The sequence below is a fragment of the Streptomyces sp. NPDC058246 genome (genome assembly GCF_042881985.1).
Taxonomy (GTDB): domain Bacteria; phylum Actinomycetota; class Actinomycetes; order Streptomycetales; family Streptomycetaceae; genus Streptomyces.
The window spans coordinates 42310-62680 of sequence record NZ_JBHVWZ010000037.1; the positions used below are offsets into that span (position 1 = coordinate 42310).

Genomic DNA, 20371 nt, shown 5'->3' on the forward strand with positions numbered 1-20371 from the left:
CGCCCACCAGGCCCGCATCGTTCCGGGCAGGGTCTCGCCCACTAGGTCCACCTCGCCCCGGGCGGGGTCTCGCCCATCAGGTCCACCTCGCCCCGGGCGGGGTCTCGCCCATCAGGTCCACCTCGCCCCGAACGGGGCGCCGCCCCATCGCGCCGCCGCCCGATCCAAAGCTGATCGTGTTAATGGCGCAATATTGTGACAATCAGGCCTAAATTGGCGTCGTGTTGTACGGAATCGCTGCCGCCACGGCCGCCCTGTTGCTGACCGCCGCGCTCGCCGCGCTGCTGCGGACGTTCGCCCTGCGCTTCGGGATCGTCGAACGGCGTCGCGTGCGGCCGGTTCCGCTGCTCGGCGGAGTGGCCGTCGTCGGCGGCACGGCGTTCGTCGCCGGAGTCGGCGAGTGGACGGACGTCGCCCCGCTGGGGCCGGAGGCCGCGCGGCTGCTGGTGGTCGCGATGGGGGTCGCGCTGCTCGGGCTCGTCACCGACCTGTGGACCCTGCCGCCGGTGGTGCGGGTGGCCGGCGTGGCCGTCGGCGCCGCGCTGACCGTGCCGTACGAGGAACTCGGCCTGCCGGGCGGGGTGTTGGCCGTCGCCTGCGTCGTGTTCGTCGTCCATGCCTTCGCCTCCCTCGATCATGCCGACGGGGTGATGGGGACCGTCGGGGTCATCACCGCCTTCGCGCTCAGCGGGTGCGCCGCCGCCGAGGTGATGGACGGGCTCGCGGCGCTGCTGAGTGTGCTGGCCGCCGCGCTGACCGGCTTCCTGATGCACGGCTGGCCGCCGGCCCGGATCGCGCCGGGGCGGTGCGGCGCGCTGTTCGCCGGGTTCGTGCTGGCCTCGGCGGCGGTGCTCGTGCATGCCGGGCGGCAGGCCGGGGCCGGGTTCGGCGCGGGGTTCGCGCTGACGGCCGTGGCCTGCGCCGATGCCGTACTCGTGCTGGTGTCGCGGCGGCGGGGTGGGCGCCCGCTGCTGCGGCCCGCCCCCGACCACCTGGTGCACCGGCTGCGGCGGGTCGGGCTGACCCGGCAGGGGGTCGTGGTCGTCCTCGGTGCGGCCGCCTTCCCCGGGGCGCTGGTGGGACTGTTCATCGATCTGGGGTGGGTGGGGGCGGGGGCCGCGTGGTGGGTGGCCGGGGGTGTCGGGCTCGTCGCGGTCGTGGGAGGTGTGCGGCCGGGAGGTTCTCGCTCCCTCCGCCCCTACCCCTCCCGTATCTGGGGGGCTCCGCCCCCAAGGCGCCCCGTTTCGCGCTGACGCGCTCTTCCTCGAACGCCGGACCCGCTCGATTTTCCCAGGTCAGGTCCATCATGCGCGTAAGGAAGAGATAAGAGTTGAGCCACCCTGACTCAGGTCTGTTGACCCAGCGGCGGGCGTCGTGCACACTTGAGTCCGTTCCACTCAAGTCATGTTGGAGGAATTGAAATGGCACGTGCGGTCGGCATCGACCTGGGCACGACTAACTCCGTCGTCAGCGTTCTGGAGGGCGGCGAGCCCACCGTCATCACCAACGCCGAGGGTGCCAGGACCACGCCGTCCGTCGTCGCCTTCGCGAAGAACGGTGAGGTGCTCGTCGGCGAGGTCGCCAAGCGCCAGGCGGTCACGAACGTGGACCGGACGATTCGGTCCGTGAAGCGGCACATGGGTACGGACTGGAAGATCAACCTGGACGGGAAGGACTTCAACCCCCAGCAGATCTCCGCGTTCATCCTGCAGAAGCTGAAGCGCGACGCCGAGGCCTACCTGGGCGAGAAGGTCACGGACGCGGTCATCACCGTTCCCGCGTACTTCAACGACTCCGAGCGTCAGGCGACGAAGGAGGCCGGCGAGATCGCCGGTCTGAACGTCCTGCGCATCGTCAACGAGCCGACGGCCGCCGCCCTGGCCTACGGCCTCGACAAGGACGACCAGACCATTCTCGTCTTCGACCTCGGTGGCGGCACCTTCGACGTGTCCCTGCTGGAGATCGGCGACGGCGTCGTCGAGGTGAAGGCCACCAACGGTGACAATCACCTCGGTGGTGACGACTGGGACCAGCGCGTCGTCGACTACCTGGTGCAGCAGTTCAAGGCCGGTCACGGCGTGGACCTCGCCAAGGACAAGATGGCCCTCCAGCGCCTCCGCGAGGCCGCCGAGAAGGCCAAGATCGAGCTGTCCTCGTCCACCGAGACCTCGATCAACCTGCCCTACATCACGGCGTCCGCCGAGGGCCCGCTGCACCTGGACGAGAAGCTCACGCGCGCCCAGTTCCAGCAGCTGACCGCCGACCTTCTGGAGCGCTGCAAGACGCCGTTCCACAATGTCATCAAGGACGCGGGCATCAACCTCTCCGAGATCGACCACGTCGTTCTCGTCGGTGGCTCCACCCGTATGCCCGCCGTCGCCGAGCTCGTCAAGGAGCTGACCGGTGGCAACGAGGCCAACAAGGGTGTGAACCCGGACGAGGTCGTCGCCATCGGCGCCGCCCTCCAGGCCGGTGTCCTCAAGGGTGAGGTCAAGGACGTCCTGCTCCTCGACGTGACCCCGCTGTCCCTCGGCATCGAGACCAAGGGCGGCATCATGACGAAGCTCATCGAGCGGAACACGACGATCCCGACCAAGCGGTCCGAGATCTTCACCACCGCCGAGGACAACCAGCCCTCCGTGCAGATCCAGGTCTACCAGGGCGAGCGCGAGATCGCGGCGTACAACAAGAAGCTCGGGATGTTCGAGCTGACCGGTCTGCCGCCGGCCCCGCGCGGTGTCCCGCAGATCGAGGTCGCCTTCGACATCGACGCCAACGGCATCATGCATGTCACGGCCAAGGACCTCGGCACCGGCAAGGAGCAGAAGATGACCGTCACCGGCGGCTCCTCGCTGCCGAAGGACGAGGTCGACCGGATGCGCCAGGAGGCCGAGAAGTACGCGGAGGAGGACCACGCCCGCCGCGAGGCCGCCGAGACCCGCAACCAGGGCGAGCAGCTCGTCTACCAGACGGAGAAGTTCCTCAAGGACAACGAGGACAAGGTCCCCGGTGACGTCAAGGCCGAGGTCGAGGCGTCCGTCGAGGAGCTGAAGGCCGCGCTCAAGGGCGAGTCCGGCGAAGGTGACAACACCGCCGAGATCCGTACGGCCACCGAGAAGGTCGCCGCCGTCTCGCAGAAGCTGGGCCAGGCCATGTACGCCGACGCCCAGGCCGCGCAGGCGGCCGGTGGCGCCGAGGGTGCCGCCGGCGCCGAGCAGCCGAAGGCTGACGATGACGTCGTCGACGCCGAGATCGTCGACGAGGACCGCAAGGACGGTGCCGCGTGACGGAGGAGACCCCGGGTTTCGACGAGAAGCCTGACGTCCCCTCCGGCGCCACCTCTGACGACGCCGAGCCGCAGACCGCCTCTTCCTCCTCGGAGGAGGGGGCGGCCCCGGACGGGGACGCAGCAGCACAGTTGGTAGGCCTGACGGCCCAGCTGGACCAGGCGCGCACGGCGCTCACCGAGCGCACGGCGGACCTCCAGCGGCTCCAGGCCGAGTTCCAGAACTACCGCCGCCGGGTCGAGCGCGACCGGATCGCGGTCAAGGAGATCGCCATCGCGAACCTCCTGACCGAGCTCCTGCCCGTGCTCGACGACATCGGCCGCGCGCGGGAACACGGCGAACTGGTCGGCGGCTTCAAGTCGGTGGCCGAGTCGCTGGAGACCGTCGCGGCGAAGATGGGGCTTCAGCAGTTCGGCAAGGAGGGCGAGCCCTTCGACCCGACGATCCACGAGGCCTTGATGCACTCGTACGCGCCGGACGTCACGGAGACGACGTGCGTGGCGATTCTGCAGCCGGGGTATCGCATCGGCGAGCGCACCATCCGCCCCGCGCGGGTGGCCGTCGCCGAGCCCCAGCCCGGGGCGCAGACCGTCAAGGCCGACGAGGCGTCGTCCGAGGCGGCCGACGACAAGGAGAGCGGTGGCCCGGACGAGGGCTGACGTTGAACGCATGAGAGAGGAGGGACGTCGAGGATGAGCACCAAGGACTTCATCGAGAAGGACTTCTACAAGGTCCTCGGCGTCCCCAAGGACGCCACCGAGGCCGAGATCAAGAAGGCGTACCGGAAGCTCGCCCGCGAGTTCCACCCGGACGCCAACAAGGGCAACGTCAAGGCCGAGGAGCGCTTCAAGGAGATCTCCGAGGCGAACGACGTGCTCGGCGACCCCAAGAAGCGCAAGGAGTACGACGAGGCTCGTGCCCTCTTCGGCAACGGCGGCTTCCGTCCGGGTCCCGGCGCCGGTGGCGGCTCCTTCAACTTCGACCTGGGCGACCTCTTCGGAGGCGGCGGCCAGGGCCAGGGTGCGGGAGGCGGCTTCGGTGGCGGCATCGGGGATGTCTTCGGGGGCCTGTTCAACCGCGGTGGCGCGACCACCGGCACCCGTACGCAGCCCCGGCGCGGCCAGGACATCGACACCGAGGTCACGCTGAGCTTCACGGAGGCCGTGGACGGCGCGACCGTTCCGCTCCGCATGACCTCGCAGGCGCCCTGCAAGGCCTGTTCGGGCACCGGCGACGCGAACGGCACGCCGCGGGTGTGCCCGACGTGTGTCGGCACCGGGCAGGTCGCCCGCGGCTCGGGCGGTGGCTTCTCGCTCACCGACCCCTGCCCGGACTGCAAGGGCCGCGGTCTGATCGCGGAGAACCCCTGCGAGATCTGCAAGGGCTCGGGGCGCGCCAAGTCGTCCCGGACCATGCAGGTGCGGATCCCCGCGGGCGTCAGCGACGGCCAGCGGATCCGGCTGCGCGGCAAGGGCGCTCCAGGCGAACGGGGCGGCCCGGCGGGCGACCTGTACGTCACCGTGCACGTCGGCTCCCACCCGGTCTTCGGCCGCAAGGGCGACAACCTCACCGTCACCGTGCCCGTCACCTTCGCGGAGGCGGCGCTCGGCGGCGAGGTGAAGGTGCCCACCCTGGGCGGACCGGCAGTCACGCTCAAGCTGCCGCCGGGCACGCCCAACGGCCGGACGATGCGGGCCCGCGGCAAGGGCGCGGTCCGCAAGGACGGCACACGCGGCGACCTCCTCGTCACCGTCGAGGTCGCGGTCCCCACGGACATGTCGGGCAAGGCACGTGACGCCCTGGAGGCGTATCGCGAGGCGACCGCGGGTGAGGATCCGCGGGCGGAGTTGTTCCAGGCCGCGAAGGGAGCATGAGCGTGATGGACGGCCGTCGACGCAACCCGTACGAACTGACCGAGGAAACCCCGGTCTACGTCATCTCGGTGGCGGCCCAGCTCTCCGGCCTGCACCCGCAGACCCTCCGTCAGTACGACCGCCTTGGCCTGGTCTCCCCCGACCGCACGGCCGGGCGGGGCCGGCGCTACTCGGCCCGCGACATCGAACTGCTGCGCACCGTCCAGCAGTTGTCGCAGGACGAGGGCATCAACCTGGCAGGTATCAAGCGCATCATCGAGCTGGAGAACCAGGTCGCCGCCCTCCAGTCCCGCGTGGCGGAGCTGGAGTCGGCCCTGGACGGCGCGGCAGCCGCCATGCGGCAGCGCGAGGCGGCCGTCCACGCCTCGTACCGCCGCGACCTGGTCCCGTACCAGGAGGTCCAGCAGACGAGCGCGCTGGTGGTGTGGCGACCCAAGCGGTCGGCGGAGTAGTTCCCACGCGCAGGTGAGAAGGGGCCGGGAGGTGATCGAACCTCCCGGCCCCTTCGCGCGTTGTCCGGGTACCGCACGCGGCTGGTCTGGTCGGTTCCTCGCACCGCATACGGCTGGTCCGCTCCATCAGTCCGGACAAGGCCTGACAAGTCACGATCGGTGCTGATCGTCAACGGCAGGTAAAAGCTGTTGCCGATCAGGGTGCCGCGCAAGGGACTTGGTCGCCTGCCGTCGTACGGCCGTGTGTGACAGAAGGTGAAGCTGAGGGGATTGATCGAATACGGGGGCGTACCCTCTTCCCATCGTGTTCACTTGGGGAACACAGAACGCTGTTGCCATCTCGTTAAGTGGTTACTCCTTGACGCTGAGGTGATCGCCGCGTTGGCTTTCAGCCACCTGGGTCGCAATGCTGCAACCTCGCCCGGAAGGCACCTGATGTGAACACTCGTAACACCCGCATGCGTCGCACCGTCATATCCCTGGCCTCGTCCGCCATGGCCGTCACCCTGGCCGGCTGCGGTGTCGTGGACGGGATCGGTGGCAGCGGTACCAAGGCCAGCCCCACCAAGGGCGACGACATCAAGGTGGGCCTGCTCCTCCCGGAGAAGGAAAACTCCCGTTACGAGAAGTTCGACTACCCCATCATCAAGGACCAGGTCGAGAAGCTCACCAGCAACAAGGGCCACGTCGTCTACGCCAACGCCGAGCAGAACGCGGCCAAGCAGAACACCCAGCTCCAGCAGATGGTGGACGACAAGGTCGACGTCATCCTGGTGGACGCGGTGGACTCCAAGGCCATCGCGAGCGGCGTGCAGAAGGCCAAGGACGCGGGCATCCCCGTCATCGCGTACGACCGGCTGGCACAGGGCCCGATCGACGCGTACATCTCCTTCGACAACGAACTCGTCGGCGAGGTCCAGGGCAAGGCGCTCGTCGGCGCGCTGGGCAGCAACTCGGCCTCGAAGAAGATCATCATGATGAACGGCGCGACCACCGACCCGAACGCGGCGCAGTTCAAGACGGGTGCCCTCGCTGAGCTCAAGGACAAGGTCGTCATCGCCCAGTCGTACGACACCAAGGACTGGAACCCGGTCAACGCCAAGGCCAACATGGAGAAGGCGATCGCGGCCGTCGGCCTCAACAACATCGCCGGCGTCTACTCCGCCAACGACGGCATCGCGGGCGCCGTCATCGACGCCCTGAAGACCGCGGGCGTCAGCTCCGTCCCGCCGGTCACCGGTCAGGACGCCGAACTGGCCGCGGTGCAGCGCATCGTCAAGGGCGACCAGTTCATGAGCGTCTACAAGTCGTACCCGCAGGAGGCCAGTGCCGCCGCCGAGATGGCGGTCGCGAAGGTCCAGGGCCGCTCGATCGAGTTCGACGCGCTGACCCGCGACAAGGTCAGCAGCCCCACGAACAAGGACATTCCGGCCCAGCTCGTGCCCGTCGTCGACCTCACCAAGGCCAACATCGAGGACACGGTGATCCAGGACGGCATCTACACGGTCAAGGAGATCTGCACGGCCAGCTACAAGGCTGCCTGCAACGCGATCCACCTGAAGTAGATCGCGAGGACCGCCGCCTGGAGGCAATCGTGGCCATGATCGGCCTGTTCTGGATCACCAAGGAGAGCGTGCACGTCGGTGCCGAGCCAGAGGGCTACGGGCGCGGCGTGCGGCTCACCCCCGAGGGGATCGAGGCGGTGGGCACGGACCAGAAGGGGTTCTGGCCCTGGGCGGACGTGCGCGCCGTCAGCGTGCAGGGCGCCCCGGTGCGGTCGAGTACCAAGTGGCTGGTGGGCAGCGTGGTGGACACCCTCATCGACGTGGCGTTGGGCGGCGGCGAGGCGCCGCCCGCCTTCGAGGTCCATGTCCGCACGGACGACGACAAGGCCGAGCTGACCGTGCACTCGGCCGCTGTCGGGGGCTATGTGCAGTCCGAGTACGAGCTGTCGGTGGAGCTGCTGGACCGGTTCGTGGACGGTTCGGCGGACGTGGCACGGCTGTTGGAGTGGGGCCGCGTCGAGGGCGGCGGCGCGACACCCTGGCGGCAGGCCCGTGAGGCACTGCTCAGGAGCTGGGCGGCGGCGGGCTGACGCGTCCCCGGTGCGTACCGGGCGTGTAGCCGAAGCTCGCCGGGACCGGGGTCGCCCTGAGCGGCGTCACCGGCACCTACGCCCTCACCCTCCTCGTGGTCGCCGTGTCCGGGATCGGCGTCGCCGCGTACCACCCGGAGGCCACGCGGTTGGCACGCGGCGCGAGCCCACGGCCGTCACACCGCGATGAGCTGGTTCTCCCTGGGCGGCAACCTGGGCTTCGCCGCCGCCCCGTTGGCGGTCTCCGCCGCCCTCGCGACGGGCGACGGCCTGCGCTCCACGCCGCTGCTGATACTCCCCGCCCTCGCGGGCACGGCCCTGTGCGCGGCGGCGGTACGGGCGGTCGGGGCGCCCACCCTCAAGACGCCTGCCGCCGACGCGAGCAAGCCGACCACCGGCTGGGGTGATCCGGCCCCCGCCGGGGGCGATCCGACTCCCGCCGGGGGCGATCCGACTCCCGGCGGGAGTGATCCGATTCCCGGCGGGAGTGGTCCGATTCCCGGCGGGAGTGATCCGGCGCCCGCCGGAAGCGGCCCGGTCGTCGGGCGGAATGACTGGCCCTCCTTGGGCGCCTTTGTACGCGGCCCTGGCCCTGCTGGTCGCCCTGCCGGCCGTCGGATGGCTGCTGCTGCGCCGCTTGCGGGAGCCCGGCGGCATCTCCGTGCGTGGTCCGAGGGGGGCCGACGGCGGGCTCAGTCCAGCTGTTCCGTCGAACCGTCCGGGTGGATGAGGAGGCTGATCTCGCCGCCGTAACGGTCGTCCCTGATGACGGCCGGGGTCGGGGCGCCCTGTTGCTGGGCGCGCTGCTGGAGGATCGCGATGACGATCTGCTGGATGTCGCCGTAGGGCGGGACGGTGACGGGGACGCCGTCGATCAGCCCGGCGTTGGGGGAGAACACGCGCACCTGGGCGCCCGGCTGAGGGGAGGGCGCGGAGGAGGGGATCGGTTCGGTCACGGGAGGGTCTGGTCCTTCCGGCATGCGGGGGTGGGGAGGCGACGGGGCCTTTGCGGGCCGAGGAGACGCCGGGCGGGCGGCCCGGGGCGGATCAGGCGCTCTTCACCGGCTCGTGGGAGAGATCGAGGTCGCGGGCGCGGACGTACGTACCGCGGGACAGCCGGCGCAGCAGGCCCGACTTGACCAGGGCCGACAGGACGTTGCTGATGGTCTTCGAGGGGTCGCCGTACATCCCGGGCGGCAAGCTGCGCAGGACGTCGCGCGCCGCGAACGGGCCGGGGAGCGTCGCCACGGACTGCTCCACGGCGGCCCGGATGCTGGGCGTGGACGACCGGCGGCCGGGTCCCGCGTCGGCGGTGTTCCCGGTGGATGCCGCGAGGCGTGCCGACGCGGCGCCGGCCGTGGCCGGGTGCGTAGCGCGCTGCGGAAGGCGGGACGTGAGCCCGCGCAGGGCCGCCCGGATCGTCTCGAGGCGGGGATCGTCGGCCTGCCCGGCTTCCTCGCCCGTCGTGGCGGCCAGCATGGTCGCGACCTTCTCGATGTTGGAGAGCGAGGCCACGAGGTCGCGCATCAGCGGTTCCAGGAAGTCCCGGCGCAGCGCGGCCACGGGGTCGCTCAGGGCCAGTTCGACGCAGACGGAGCCCGTGAGACTCCGGAACGGGGTGAGGGGAACGGCCGCCCGGTCCGCGGTGTCCTGGGATCCCGGGCCGTCCTCGCCGTCCGCGGCGTCCGGCTCCTGCGGGAGCATCGACTCGACGGCCTCCCGCACCCTACGGATGTCCGTCACCGTCTCGTGCGTGACACCTCCGCCGGGGACGGTCGTGAGCATTGCTGTGAGTTGCTCGACGCTCGTGAGGGCCGGCACGGCGGACCGTATCAGCGGGACCAGCACGACCCGCTGTATGGCCTGAGCGGGATCCTTGAGCGAGAAGGCGATCCGCTGCCCGGCCTCGGCCGCTGCCATGGGTTCCTCGTTCCTGCTGTCCACCGGCACACGTCTCGCGGGTGGGATCTGCGACTGCAATGACTCCTGTGAACTCGCCCGAGCGGCGACGGTGTACGGCGGGGCGTCCTGCAAGAAACGTTCCTGCTGGGCCAGTTGCTCTTGACGCGCGTCGAACGCGTCGAGCACCAGGGCGAGTTCGGCACCGTACCCGTCGGTCCAGCGCGACGCGCTCCCGGTCACCCGGGACCTCACCCGGGCCAGCCTCCGGGACACCGTGCCGCGGCGCCGCTCGGCCACGAGCTCCTCCGGCCGGTCGCGTTCGGCCTCACGGTCGGGCAGATCCCCGTTCTCGTCGCCGAGCCCGAGCGCGCGGCGCATCCAGTTCCGGTCGTCCGCGGTGGTCGCGGCCGTATAGCCGGGCGGCTCGGTGTGGGTGACCGCGTCCTGGAGGCATTCCGCCCACAGCGGGCAGGACGCGCACAGGTCGCGCGCGGTACGCATCAGAACTTGGTGACGGTGACGCTGCTGCGGTGAACCGTCCTGCACAGGCCGGCAATTGTCCAGCAGCGGGTGCTGGAAGACATCCGGCCGACGCTGACAGGGCAGCGCCGCGTCGGGAAGGTACGCCGGTGAAGACGGACGTGTGGATGGTGCAGGCGGTGCAGGCAATGCAGACAGCGTCGTATGGCTCGCCATACGCATGAATGTTGTCCCCCGTGGTGATCTTTGATCGCGAGGGACTCTAGAACATGCCGACGACGGATGGCAACGCAATTGCAAAGTCCGGACCATCTCCACACAGTGACGATTCACCACATTCACGGACGCATCAACTGTCCCCTTCGCTCCGAGCGTTGAAGCGCCACAAGGCACCCGGAGCCCGTCGGGCCAGGCGGTGAGCTGTGGTCAGGGCGCCGCCGCGCGCCGCCAGGACCCCGATCACGCCGAGGAATCCCACGGGTACACCGGCCTCCGGCAGGAACATGCCGACGCAGGACGCGATGACGAGAATCACATCGACGACAAGGACGGTGACGCCGCGCCGGCCAGGGTGTTCCTTCACCATCCAGGGCCCGAGCAGCGCCATCCCGGCCAGCGCCCAGTACCCGAAGACGGCCGTGCCGCTGACGGCGAGTCCGGCACCCCAGCGTGCCGCGTCGCCCACCGCCGCGAAGTACCCGGTCAGCGCGGCGGTGACGGTCGTCGAGGCCAGCGCCAGCAGCAACTGCCCCCGCCTGCGCAGCAGCCAGACCAGCAGGCCGAGCATCAGCAGCACGCAGACCGTGACGAAGGAGGAGCCGCTGGACGCCGCGATGGAGAAGAGGGTGTAGGCGGCGGCGAGGCCGAGGACGACGCGGGGGAGCAGCTTGACGGCCCAGGGGTCGGCCGGGTCCTGGCGGAGGACACGCCCGACACGGGCGAGCCTTGGGCTGCCGGGCGGTTCTGGGGTGCGGGGATGGCCGGTCGTTGTACGGCGGACCTCTGTGCGTGGGGCCTCCGTGCGGCGGGTTTCCGGGCTGCTGGGTTTCGGACTGCTGGATGTCGGGCGACTGGGGGTCGGGTAACTGGTTTTCGGGCGTCCGGCTTTCGGACTGCTGGCGGTCGTGCGGCTCACGGGAGGATTCACATTCCGATGTCGGTGCCCTGCACCTTGGCGCGGAGGACAGGTGTCTGCTCGGGCTCCATGGGCGGTCGGCTACTTCGAAACGCGGCCGTCGGGGCGGGGCTCGTCCGGCCGGGGCGCGGGGGGCGCCTGCTGAGGGGCGGTGGGCTGACGGGGCCCCCGGGGCTGGGAGCGAGGATGAGGCTGAGCCTGGCCCCGGCCCTGGCCCTGGCCCTGAGGTCCTGGCTGGGGCCCCGGCTGAGGTACCGGGGCCTGCGGAGCCTGGCCCGCCGGGCTGCCGGTCGTGCCGCTGACGCGGCGGCGGGGTTTGGGCGGTTGCGGGTCGACGGGCTCCTGCGGGTGCGGTCCGTTCTCCGGCCTGCCCTCGTAGCTCCGGTCCGTCACCTGCGACGACCTGTACGCCGACTTGGCCTGGTCCCGCTTGGAGGGCGCGAGGACACCGCCCCTCTTCAGCCGGTCGCCGAGCCACTTCTTGTCGGCGTACCGTGTCGCCCCGGCCGCCGCCCGGCCCGCCGTACGGCCCACGGAGCGCCCGGCACCCTTGACCGCGTCCGGTGTCCTGTCCACCGACTTCTCGCTGCCCGCGGTCGCCGCGTCCCGGATGCCGAGAGCGTCTCCGCCGCCGCCCGCGAACTGCGGACTGAAGTTCCCGGCGAGGAGCTTCTTCAGCATCATCACGACGGCGACCGTGACCAGCAGCAGCATCAGGAGCTGCGTACCGAGGGCGATGTTGGCGGGCAGGATCATCTGGTACAGGACGAGCAGCACGGTGAGGATCACGCCGAAGCCCGCGCGCAGGACGAAGCTGTGCACGAAGGTCTCCAGCCAGCCCTTGAGCAGCTTCTGCTGCGAGGGGTGGATACCGAGCGTGGCGATCAGCGGCAGCATGATGACGAGGATCAGGGTCACGGCGTGCCAGAGCAGGGTGAGCGCGCTGAGCACGATGACCATCAGGCCGACGATGAAGGCCGCGACGATCGAGTAGAAGGCGATGCCGACCCGGCTGCCGGCGTTCTTGCCGGCCCAGTCGTTGAACGCGACGGGGTAGATGTTCTTGTCGGGAACATCGTCACCCGCGTCCTTACCGCCGGAGATGTCCTGCCGGATGGGCATCCACTGCTTCTTGTACTTGTCGATGTCCTTGCCGGCGAACTCGTCCTTGTTGGTCCAGGACTGGGCGACGGCCTGGCGCACCCGGAGGTCCTCGCAGCGCGCGCCCTTGCCCCAACTGCATGTTTCGCCCGCGCTGTTCGGGGCGCAGGAGCCGTCCGGCTTCACCTTGCCGCCGTCGTTCTTGAAGATGCAGTTCTTGCCGGGGTCGCCGAACTGGCCGAGGGACCAGGGGCGGAACGCGAGCGTGTCGTACATCGCACAGCTCGACAGGCGCAGCCCCTCGTTGTAGGAGCCGTCCGGCAGGTCGCACGGACTCTGCATTTCTCCGGAGGCTCCGGCCAGGACCGTCGCGGTGAGCGCTGAATTGGCCTTGGCGATACCGGAGTCGGCGGTCTCCACGACCTTGTGGTAGTTGTTCCCGGTCAGAAAGGCCGTGACGGCGATGACGGTGAGAGCGGCCCAGGAGATTCCCGCCCACACCTCTCGCATGTCGCCACTGCGCCATTTGGTGAACACCCAGAGGCCGACCAGCAGGATCATGACGGGGACGGCCGGAACGAGGACGTTCTTGCGCAGCGTGTCGACGACGTCGTCCCGCCCCGAGTAGAGGCCGGCGAGGGGGCTCGGGTTGGACGCGGATTCCTTGATGGAGATGGCCGTGCGGGTGAGGATCTTCGTGCCGTTGAAGATCGTGTCGGCTATGCCGTTGTTGACATAGGCCATGACCGCACAGGAATCGGCGCCGCTGCCCCAGTTGCCGTCGTCCTCCGAGGCGTCTCCACGGCCCTTGAAGGTCATGGACCAGTTCATGCCCCGCATGCCGTCGAGTTCGTACAGCGTGTACTTGTCGGCGTCGAGGGGCATCTTCACGGCGCCGGTGATCATCCCGGCGTTGTCGCTCAGACTCTCGGCGCCGTTGCCCTTCTGCCACTGGTTGACCGCGGGCATGATCGATTCGCCGTTGGTGCCCGGGGTGTCCATCTGGTAGCTGTCGTCACCGGTGAAATTGCAGGAGAAGTCCGCGTACGCCGACGTCGGCACGGCGAGCGAGAGGGCCACCATGGCCAGCACCACGAAGAGACCGGCGCGGACTGCCGCGCCGACCCTGCCGATTCTGCGGCGCAGTGCATTGCGCGGGGGCATCTTGATTCCTTCTGGAGGCGTGGAGGTGGGGCCGCGGAGCCGATGTCGGGTCGGCCGGGAGACAGTCGCTCGGTACGCAGCCGGTGACGAGGGCGGCCGGGGCGGTGACGAGGGCGGCCGGGGCGGCGGCGCGGACGGCCGTTCGCTGGAGGCGCGGGGTCGTCCGCCTCAGGAGGGGATGTAGTTGGTGAGCACGCAGCCCTCGACCAGCGAGTCCTGCTTGCGGTAGCCGGTGGGCACCTCGAGGTCGGGGTCGCAGTTCTCGATCAGCAGTCCGGTCTCGGCCAGCCCGCTGTTCCTGAGCGAGTTGGTGGGGTCCACGACGAAGTCCGCGCCGAAGAAGAAGCGGCCGGTCAGCAGGTTGCCCTTGGTCCCGCTCCGCTGCGCCGACGCGCGGATCTTGTCGCGGTAGTTCCGCTGGAACGCCTTCATGTCCGAGGGCAGATAGACGACCCAGCCACCGAGTTCGGAGTTGGTGTCACCGCAGAAGCCCGACTCCTTGATCTTCCAGGCCGCGGCATCGCGCTTCTCCTCCTCCGTGGCGCCGTCGTACGTGGTGCCGAGGAAGCCCTGGGCGGGTGTCCCGTGCGCGTTCTCGTCCGTGGTGATGTCGGCGCAGGGCAGCCCCGCCCCGGAGAGGAACTCCTGCGCGCCGCCCAGTGTCTTGACGCCGGGCAGGCCGGTTCCGTCGGCCTTCTCCTGGCCCCCGGTCCCTTCCTGGCTCTGTCCGGCCGGGGCTTTCGCGCCGCCTTCGGAGTCCGACCAGCACCCGCTCAGCGTCGCGAGCGTGATGAGGGCGGCCCCGGCGGTGAGGTGCTTGGACAGGCGCATGCTGGTCAGCTCTCCTGGTCGGTCTGTCGGTCTGTCGGTCTGTCGGTCGATTGGTCTGTCGGTCGGTCGGTGGGTGTGTGGGTGCGTGGGTGGTCACGCGGCGGCTGACGCGTTCGTCTCTGGGTCCGCCTCCTGCAAGAACGTCCAGTCCCACACGTCCACCGGCGGATTGACGCCCTGCCGGGCGGGCCGCGTCGTGCCGTTGGTGTCCGTGGCGGCGAGGATCTCTGCGAAGACGAGGTCGACGGCGACCGTGCCGACGCGCTTGTCGGCGTCGCGCTGGAGGCAGACACCGGTGCGGAGGTCCTGGAGGGCGGCGATGACCTTCGGGTCGTCCTCGGGGCGGCCGAGGAGCGGGGCCACGAGCGAGGCCTCCTGGGCGGACTTCTGCTTGAAGGCGAAGACGGTGTGGATCTGGTTGGCGCCGCCGCTGCGGGCCTCGGAGTCCTCGATCTGGACCAGGTCGATGGCCTGCTGGGTGATCAGGACGGTGACGGCCATGTAGGAGCGGCCCTGCTTCAGTGCGCGGCGCATCAGGTCGCGGCCGCTCTCGGTGGCGGTGACGACGTACGCCTCGTCGACGAAGAGCGCCTTGGGGCGCAGCCCGACCTCGCCGGTGACCGGGTTCTTCTCGTAGCCGACGTCGAGCATCTGGCTGCCGAGTTCGACGACCGCCATGAGCGCGGTGGCGGCGAGCCGCTCCGCCGGGTTCCAGCTGCGCGGGTCGGACGCCGCCGGCGACTGGAAGCCGCGCAGGGTGATGACCGTACGCCGCTTGCGCATGCTCGACAGCGGTTGCGGTTGCTCGGCGAAGGAGAGCCGGGCGTAGGGGAGCGTGCGCAGCTCGGTGAGAAGCATCTGGGCGAGTTTCAGGTCCTTCATGGCGTCCCGGTCTCCGCTCGCCACCGCGTGGTCGTACGCCGCCACCACCTCGTCGACGACCTGCCACAACGTCGGGCGGGGTACCCGCTGTTCGGCCTCCCGGGCGGTCAGGCCCTGCTCGACGGCCTGCCGGATCGCGGAGTTGTAGCGGCCGATCACCGACGCCATCGCCTCGATGACGGGCAGCCGTACGCGCTGGTAGTCCTCGTCGCCGAGGAAGCCGCGCAGCATCGACTCGGCGAGCAGGCGGCCCGCCGGCACGTCACGGGCGATCACCCACGGGTCCAGGACTCCCGCCTGGCCCTTGAGGAGGTCGACGACCTCCGTCTCGGCCCAGAACTCCGGGTTGATCGGCTGGAAACGGCTCTGCGGGCTGCCCAGCAGGCCCGCCTCGGCGTCGGCGGCGAACGACGGGTCGTTCACCTGCGCGCCGAAGGCCAGGTAGTAGCAGAGCTGTGCGAAGTCGGTCTTGGGGTCGATGACCAGGCAGCGCACGCCCGACTCCGACTCCTCGTAGAACTTCTGCAGGGCGAGCGAGGACTTTCCGCCGCCAGACGCGCCGACGATGGCGAGGCCGCCGCCGTCGTTGCGGGCCGGGCCGACGTGGAGGGAGTAGTGCACCGGCATCTTCCCGGCCCAGCCCACCAGGTTGCCGACCCAGCCGAGGCGCTTGCCGGAACGCTGCTCCGGATTGTCCCCCAACTCCGTGCCGGCCGTGGGCAGGCCGGCGCCGAGTTGTTCGACCTCCTGGAGCCGGAGGTAGGGGGCGATGGGCAACTTGGGGGCGTCGCCGGGGAGCTGGGACTGGAGCAGGCGCCACTGCTGGCGGGTCGGGCGCAGCAGCGTGACCTTCAGGTCCTGCTTGAACTGCATCTCCAGGACCCGACGGCGGCGTTCCAGCTCCTTCACATCGGGCGCGGAGATCGTGAAACGGATCTGCGCCTCCATGCCCGGCATCTTGTGCTCTTCGATGTCGTCGACGAGCTCCTGCGCGCGCGTGACCTGGCTGCCCAGCTTGGTGTCCGGGGTGCGGCCGGAGTTGGCCATGTCGTTCATCTCGTCCACGAGGTTGCCGTGGATCTTGCCGGCCCGGTCCTTGAACTTCAGATACGGGATCAGGGTGAAGCGCATGTCGATCTCGACGGGGAAGTCCACGTGCTGCGCGGCGTAGCGCGCCCACGCCGTCGACTGGCGAAAGCGGGTTTCCGCAGGCCAGTTGGCCGCGACCAGGGTGGTGGTGTAGCTGGTCTGCTGCTCGCCCGTCACCTCGTCGTACTGATGCAGCACGATGTGCGTCTTGCGGTTCTCGCCGGAGAAGTCGACGACCAGGTCGAACTGGTCGGGTCCCCAGGCGCGCGATCCGAGGACCGGCTCGGGCGGCACCGCCAGATCGCCGTGCAGCGGCTTGCGGATCAGCCACACCAGCTCTTCGCGGGTGAGCGGGGTGCCCTTGAGGCCTTCCAGGCTCTCGTGGACCTCGATCGCGACCTGTGTCCACTCCGCGAGTACGGCGGGAGACAGGTACTCGTCCGTGACGCCGGTGGCCGCGGCCGCGGCCTGGTCGGCGGCCCCGCGCACGCCGTGCAGCAGCCCGGGCTCGTCGTAGGGCTCATCGCCGTCCGCCAGCACCCCGGTCCCGCCGTTGCGCTTGATCGAACCCAGCTTCACCAGCAGGATGTTGCGCTCCCGCTTGGCGCCGATGCGCTCCTGGTAGTCGGCCTTGCGGAGGTTGTACGCCTTGTAGTTGTCGGTCGGGTCCCAGGCGATGGCGTTCAGGTCCTCGGCCCAGTTCAGGGCCGTGATCGGCTGGTAGACCTTGCGGTAGTGGCACTCCACGTTACGGTCGCCGCGGGCGAGGTTGAGCAGCCCGCGGGCCGGGCCCTCGGCCATCGCCTGCAACTCGGCGGAGTTGAGGTACTCGTCGATGGCGGTGGGCAGCACCAGGCCGGTCCACACCGAGTCGCCGTGCACGAAGACCAGGTCGTCGGCGTAGCGGTAGGGGAGGCGAAGGTCCTCGCGACGGGCCGACTGGCCGCCGCTGCCGCTGGAGGACGCCTTGGCGCGGCCGCCCGGCCGGCCCTGGCCCTGCCTCTTCTTGCCGGAGCCGGCGGCCATGATCATGGCGACCACGAAGAAGGCGACCGCCCCGCCCAGCAGGATCATCATGAACATGGAGAAGTCACCCTGTGGTGTCGTGGGAAGGGGAAGCTGCGACGGAGGCGGAGAACGAGGTGCCGCGTTCGGCGGCGGCCCGGCGTGCGGCGTCGTACCGCGACTGCCAGCGGGGCGACCCGGGGGCCCAGAGGATGACCTGCCAGCGCAGGTCCTCCGGTTCCTGATCGGCGGCGAGTCCCTGGAGCCGCTTGGGCTGGAACCAGTAGTCGACCCACACCACCAGTTGCTGACTCAGCGTCAGCGCCGAGGGCAGGGGCCGCCCCCAGACGAAGTAGACGGCGAACGGCGGCCCGAAGTACAGGACCGACGTCCACATCGACATACCGAGGAAGGGGAGGAAGGCGGAGAGCGAGAACAGCAGGATGAGCCAGAGCAGCCCGAAGCCGAAGGCCGCGCCCAGGGCGGGCAGCAGCAGACCCGGCAGGGGGATGTTGCCCCAGTTCCAGATCCGCTTGGGGCGGTTCACCAGATCGGTGTGGTCGTACGCGACCAGCGGCTCGTGCGCTTCCTGCGCCATCGGCTTGACTCCCCTCGGGGTTCGGGTGGGCGGCCTGCACCTGTGCGCCGGTCAGGACCGGGCTCAGCTGCCCTTGCCGCCGCCGATCTGGCCGCCGAGGTCGATGAGGACACCGGCGAGGCCGGTGGCGCCGCCGATGATCAGGGCGGCGAGCGCGATCATGCCGAAGCCCTGGAAGGCCTCGCGCATGCCGTCGCCGCGCTTCATCGACATGAGCATCCGGATGCCGAGGATGAGCAGGGCGATGACGGCGACCATCGTTCCCGCGTTGCGGAGGATCGTCTCGATCTCTCCGAACATGTCCTCCATGGTCGTTGCGGCCAGGTACACGGTGATTCCTCTCGGATGGTGGGTGAGCTGGTACGGGAGTGGCTGGTACGGGAGTGGGGCGGGCCGGGGATCCGGGGGCCGGTCAGGGCTTTGACGTGGACGTGGACGTGGACGTGGACGTGGACCTGGGCTTGGCGGGGCCCTTGCCCTTGGACGACCGGCCGGCCGTCGAGGCGTCGCCCGAGGCCGAGGGGGTGACTCCGCCGGTGGGGTCGGCCGCGGAACCGTCGCCCCCGTCGGCGGGCTGTCCGTCGTCCGCGGAGTCCGCCCGGCCGCCCTGCGCGTCCAGCACGCCGCCGCGGATGTCCCTGATGAACCAGCCCTGCGCCGTGTTCACCACCGTCAGCCGGTACGCACGGCGTACGGTCTCGCCGTGCGGGTCGCCCCAGTCGACGACCACCCGCACCTGCACGGACTGCCCGGACCTGTAGCTGTACGGGTCGGTGCCCTGGACGCTCTTCGGGACCAGCGCGACCACGTCGTTGATCGTCGGGTCGGACAGCCGGCCGCCCAGGCCCGTGGTCGCGGTGAGGGTGGCAGCGGTGGCGGTGAAGCGCGCCATGGCGGTCGAGTCCGATGCGCCCCAGGCCTCGAAGTAGCCCGGGAGCACCTTCTCCTGGAGCTGCTGGGACAGGGCGTCGTCCACGACCTCGTCGTTCTGGTCGACCTCCGGGGCGTCCGCGCGGGCCGGCAGCGGCATCTCGCCGACGTCACCGGCGATCCGCATGCCCTCGCCGGACGCGAGGTCCTTCACATACACGGGCACGGTCACCGTGGTGAGGTCACCGCTCTTCGTCCGTACCTGAACGCCGAGGTAGCGGCCGTGATCGCCGTACTCGGGAAGCTTCTCGGCGGTCCCGTCCCAGGTGGCCGTCACGGCCGTCTGATAGCCCTCGCCGTTCCAGCCGCACTCGGCGTCGACGCCCGAAGAGGCGTAACGGGCGAGGTCCGCCCGGCGCTTGGACGCGGTCGCGGGGGAGTAGGTCAGACAGAGCATCGCGTACTGCTCCGCGAACGTCGCCGCCTGCCGCGTCGGGAACTCGGTCAGCCGGTAGCGCGCCGCGTCCGCGGCGTCCAGCCCGGCCGTGCCGGGTCCCGACGACCTGCCGATGACCAGCCCCATCACTCCGCACGAGCCGAGCGCGAACACACAGGTGGTGACCAGCAGGGTCGCGCGCAGCGCCACGTGCGTACGACGGCCGCCCGCGGGGATACGGCCGCCCGGCCTGGGGACGTCGAAGTCGCCGCCCGCACGGGTGCGGGCGCCGGGCTTGGCGGCGGGGGCCGCGGCGAGGGGCGTACCGGTCCTGGACGGTGTGCCGGCGGTGCCGCCCGCGGGGGCCGCGACAGGGGCGCCGGTCTCGGGGGCGGCGGCAGCGGCGGCGGTGATCGGTGCCGGGGTGTCGGTGGTGGGGGTGTGCGCCGGGGCGGCGGCCTGGGCAGCGGGAATGACGGGGGTGGGGGCGGTGCCGGCGTGGGCCGTGGCGTAGGGAGTGGCCGGGGCGGTGCCGGCGTGGGCCGTGGCGTAGGGAGTGGCCGGGGAGGTGGGCTGAGGCGCGGAGGGGGCGGCGGTGGCGTCGGCCGGGGGCGCGGTCGCGGCGGTGGTGGGAGCGGGGGCCAGGGCGGTGGGCCGTGCGGGGGAACCCGCTGCCTGACCGCCCCTCTTGCGCTGCTCCTTCTCCGCCTTCTTCTGCTCGTACGCGGCCTTGCGCACGGCCCGCTCCCGCTCGCGCTTCTCCTTCTTGGACTCGCCCTGTGGGCGGGTCTCGCGCGGGGGCAGTGCCGGTACGGCGGCCTGGCCTGCCTGCGGCGTACCACGGACCCAGGCGGCGGCGACCTGCGCGCGGGCGGCGTCGGTGGGCATCTGCTGAGGCTGGGAGTTGGCCTGTTGCACCTGTTGGACGTGTTGGGCCTGTTGGGCCGGTGCGTGCTGCCAGGCCTGCTGCGGAGGAGGAGGACCGAAGGACCCGGGATGCCCGGAAGGCTGGCCTGCGCCGACCGCGTCAGCAGGGCCGCTGTGGTCTGTCATCGAGTCGGTCACTCCAGCGAGTCGGTTCCCCGTCCGCCGCTGCGCTTCACGACGACGAGCCCTGGCCCGGCCAGGTGCGCAGGCAGTGTGACAAAGACCTGCCACAGGGCCGTCCGC

General features: G+C 70.4%; 16 protein-coding genes and 1 pseudogene. 8 read left to right on the plus strand and 9 right to left on the minus strand.

Features of this window, described 5'->3' with window-relative positions; all coding sequences use genetic code 11:
• The first annotated feature begins 221 nt into the window (after window positions 1–221).
• The 8 genes and pseudogenes from ACFVXA_RS35215 to ACFVXA_RS35250 all read left to right on the plus strand — a co-directional run.
• On the plus strand, window positions 222–1253 hold the full coding sequence (locus ACFVXA_RS35215) for an MraY family glycosyltransferase (protein WP_390028255.1): 1032 nt from the start codon (window positions 222–224) through the stop codon (window positions 1251–1253).
• A gap of 168 nt (window positions 1254–1421) precedes the next feature.
• Window positions 1422–3287, plus strand: coding sequence for a molecular chaperone DnaK (dnaK, locus tag ACFVXA_RS35220; protein WP_362022126.1), 1866 nt, complete (start codon window positions 1422–1424; stop codon window positions 3285–3287).
• Window positions 3284–3946, plus strand: a complete 663-nt coding sequence (gene grpE, locus ACFVXA_RS35225) for a nucleotide exchange factor GrpE (protein ID WP_362022123.1) — start codon at window positions 3284–3286, stop codon at window positions 3944–3946. Before dnaK ends, grpE begins: the two co-directional genes overlap by 4 nt.
• Before the next feature lie 33 nt (window positions 3947–3979).
• Window positions 3980–5161: a molecular chaperone DnaJ gene (dnaJ, locus tag ACFVXA_RS35230; RefSeq protein ID WP_362022120.1), complete on the plus strand. Its 1182-nt coding sequence runs from the start codon at window positions 3980–3982 to the stop codon at window positions 5159–5161.
• A gap of 5 nt (window positions 5162–5166) precedes the next feature.
• The gene (locus ACFVXA_RS35235) at window positions 5167–5613 is read left to right on the plus strand and encodes a heat shock protein transcriptional repressor HspR (protein WP_362022494.1); all 447 of its coding nucleotides are present in this window, start codon (window positions 5167–5169) and stop codon (window positions 5611–5613) included.
• A gap of 458 nt (window positions 5614–6071) precedes the next feature.
• Window positions 6072–7178 (plus strand): sugar ABC transporter substrate-binding protein, encoded by a 1107-nt coding sequence (locus ACFVXA_RS35240; protein ID WP_390028275.1) that lies wholly within the window; start codon window positions 6072–6074, stop codon window positions 7176–7178.
• A gap of 35 nt (window positions 7179–7213) precedes the next feature.
• A complete protein-coding gene (locus ACFVXA_RS35245; protein WP_390028276.1) occupies window positions 7214–7708 on the plus strand; it encodes a hypothetical protein in 495 nt (164 codons plus the stop codon).
• A gap of 38 nt (window positions 7709–7746) precedes the next feature.
• Window positions 7747–8065: pseudogene (locus ACFVXA_RS35250) on the plus strand (MFS transporter); the annotation flags it as partial.
• Between the two features lie 335 nt (window positions 8066–8400).
• Here the strand turns inward: ACFVXA_RS35250 and ACFVXA_RS35255 are convergent.
• From ACFVXA_RS35255 to ACFVXA_RS35295, 9 genes are all read right to left on the minus strand, one after another.
• On the minus strand, window positions 8401–8664 hold the full coding sequence (locus ACFVXA_RS35255; RefSeq protein WP_389512247.1) for a hypothetical protein: 264 nt from the start codon (window positions 8662–8664) through the stop codon (window positions 8401–8403).
• Window positions 8665–8755: 91 nt separating this feature from the next.
• Complete coding sequence (locus tag ACFVXA_RS35260) at window positions 8756–10111, minus strand: WhiB family transcriptional regulator (protein ID WP_389512245.1); 1356 nt, start codon at window positions 10109–10111, stop codon at window positions 8756–8758.
• 328 nt (window positions 10112–10439) lie between these two features.
• Complete coding sequence (locus tag ACFVXA_RS35265) at window positions 10440–11225, minus strand: hypothetical protein (RefSeq protein WP_389512243.1); 786 nt, start codon at window positions 11223–11225, stop codon at window positions 10440–10442.
• Window positions 11226–11306: 81 nt separating this feature from the next.
• Window positions 11307–13490, minus strand: coding sequence for a hypothetical protein (locus tag ACFVXA_RS35270; protein WP_389749370.1), 2184 nt, complete (start codon window positions 13488–13490; stop codon window positions 11307–11309).
• A 168-nt stretch (window positions 13491–13658) separates the two neighbouring features.
• Window positions 13659–14321 (minus strand): hypothetical protein, encoded by a 663-nt coding sequence (locus tag ACFVXA_RS35275; RefSeq protein WP_389749371.1) that lies wholly within the window; start codon window positions 14319–14321, stop codon window positions 13659–13661.
• Between the two features lie 93 nt (window positions 14322–14414).
• On the minus strand, window positions 14415–17375 hold the full coding sequence (locus ACFVXA_RS35280; protein WP_389749372.1) for an ATP-binding protein: 2961 nt from the start codon (window positions 17373–17375) through the stop codon (window positions 14415–14417).
• 7 nt (window positions 17376–17382) lie between these two features.
• Window positions 17383–17895 carry a hypothetical protein gene (locus ACFVXA_RS35285; RefSeq protein ID WP_389749373.1) on the minus strand — a complete coding sequence of 171 codons (513 nt, stop codon included), beginning with the start codon at window positions 17893–17895 and terminating at the stop codon, window positions 17383–17385.
• Window positions 17896–17958: 63 nt separating this feature from the next.
• Window positions 17959–18225, minus strand: coding sequence for a hypothetical protein (locus ACFVXA_RS35290; RefSeq protein ID WP_389512234.1), 267 nt, complete (start codon window positions 18223–18225; stop codon window positions 17959–17961).
• A gap of 82 nt (window positions 18226–18307) precedes the next feature.
• Window positions 18308–20089, minus strand: coding sequence for a conjugal transfer protein (locus tag ACFVXA_RS35295; RefSeq protein WP_390028256.1), 1782 nt, complete (start codon window positions 20087–20089; stop codon window positions 18308–18310).
• Window positions 20090–20371 lie beyond the last annotated feature (282 nt).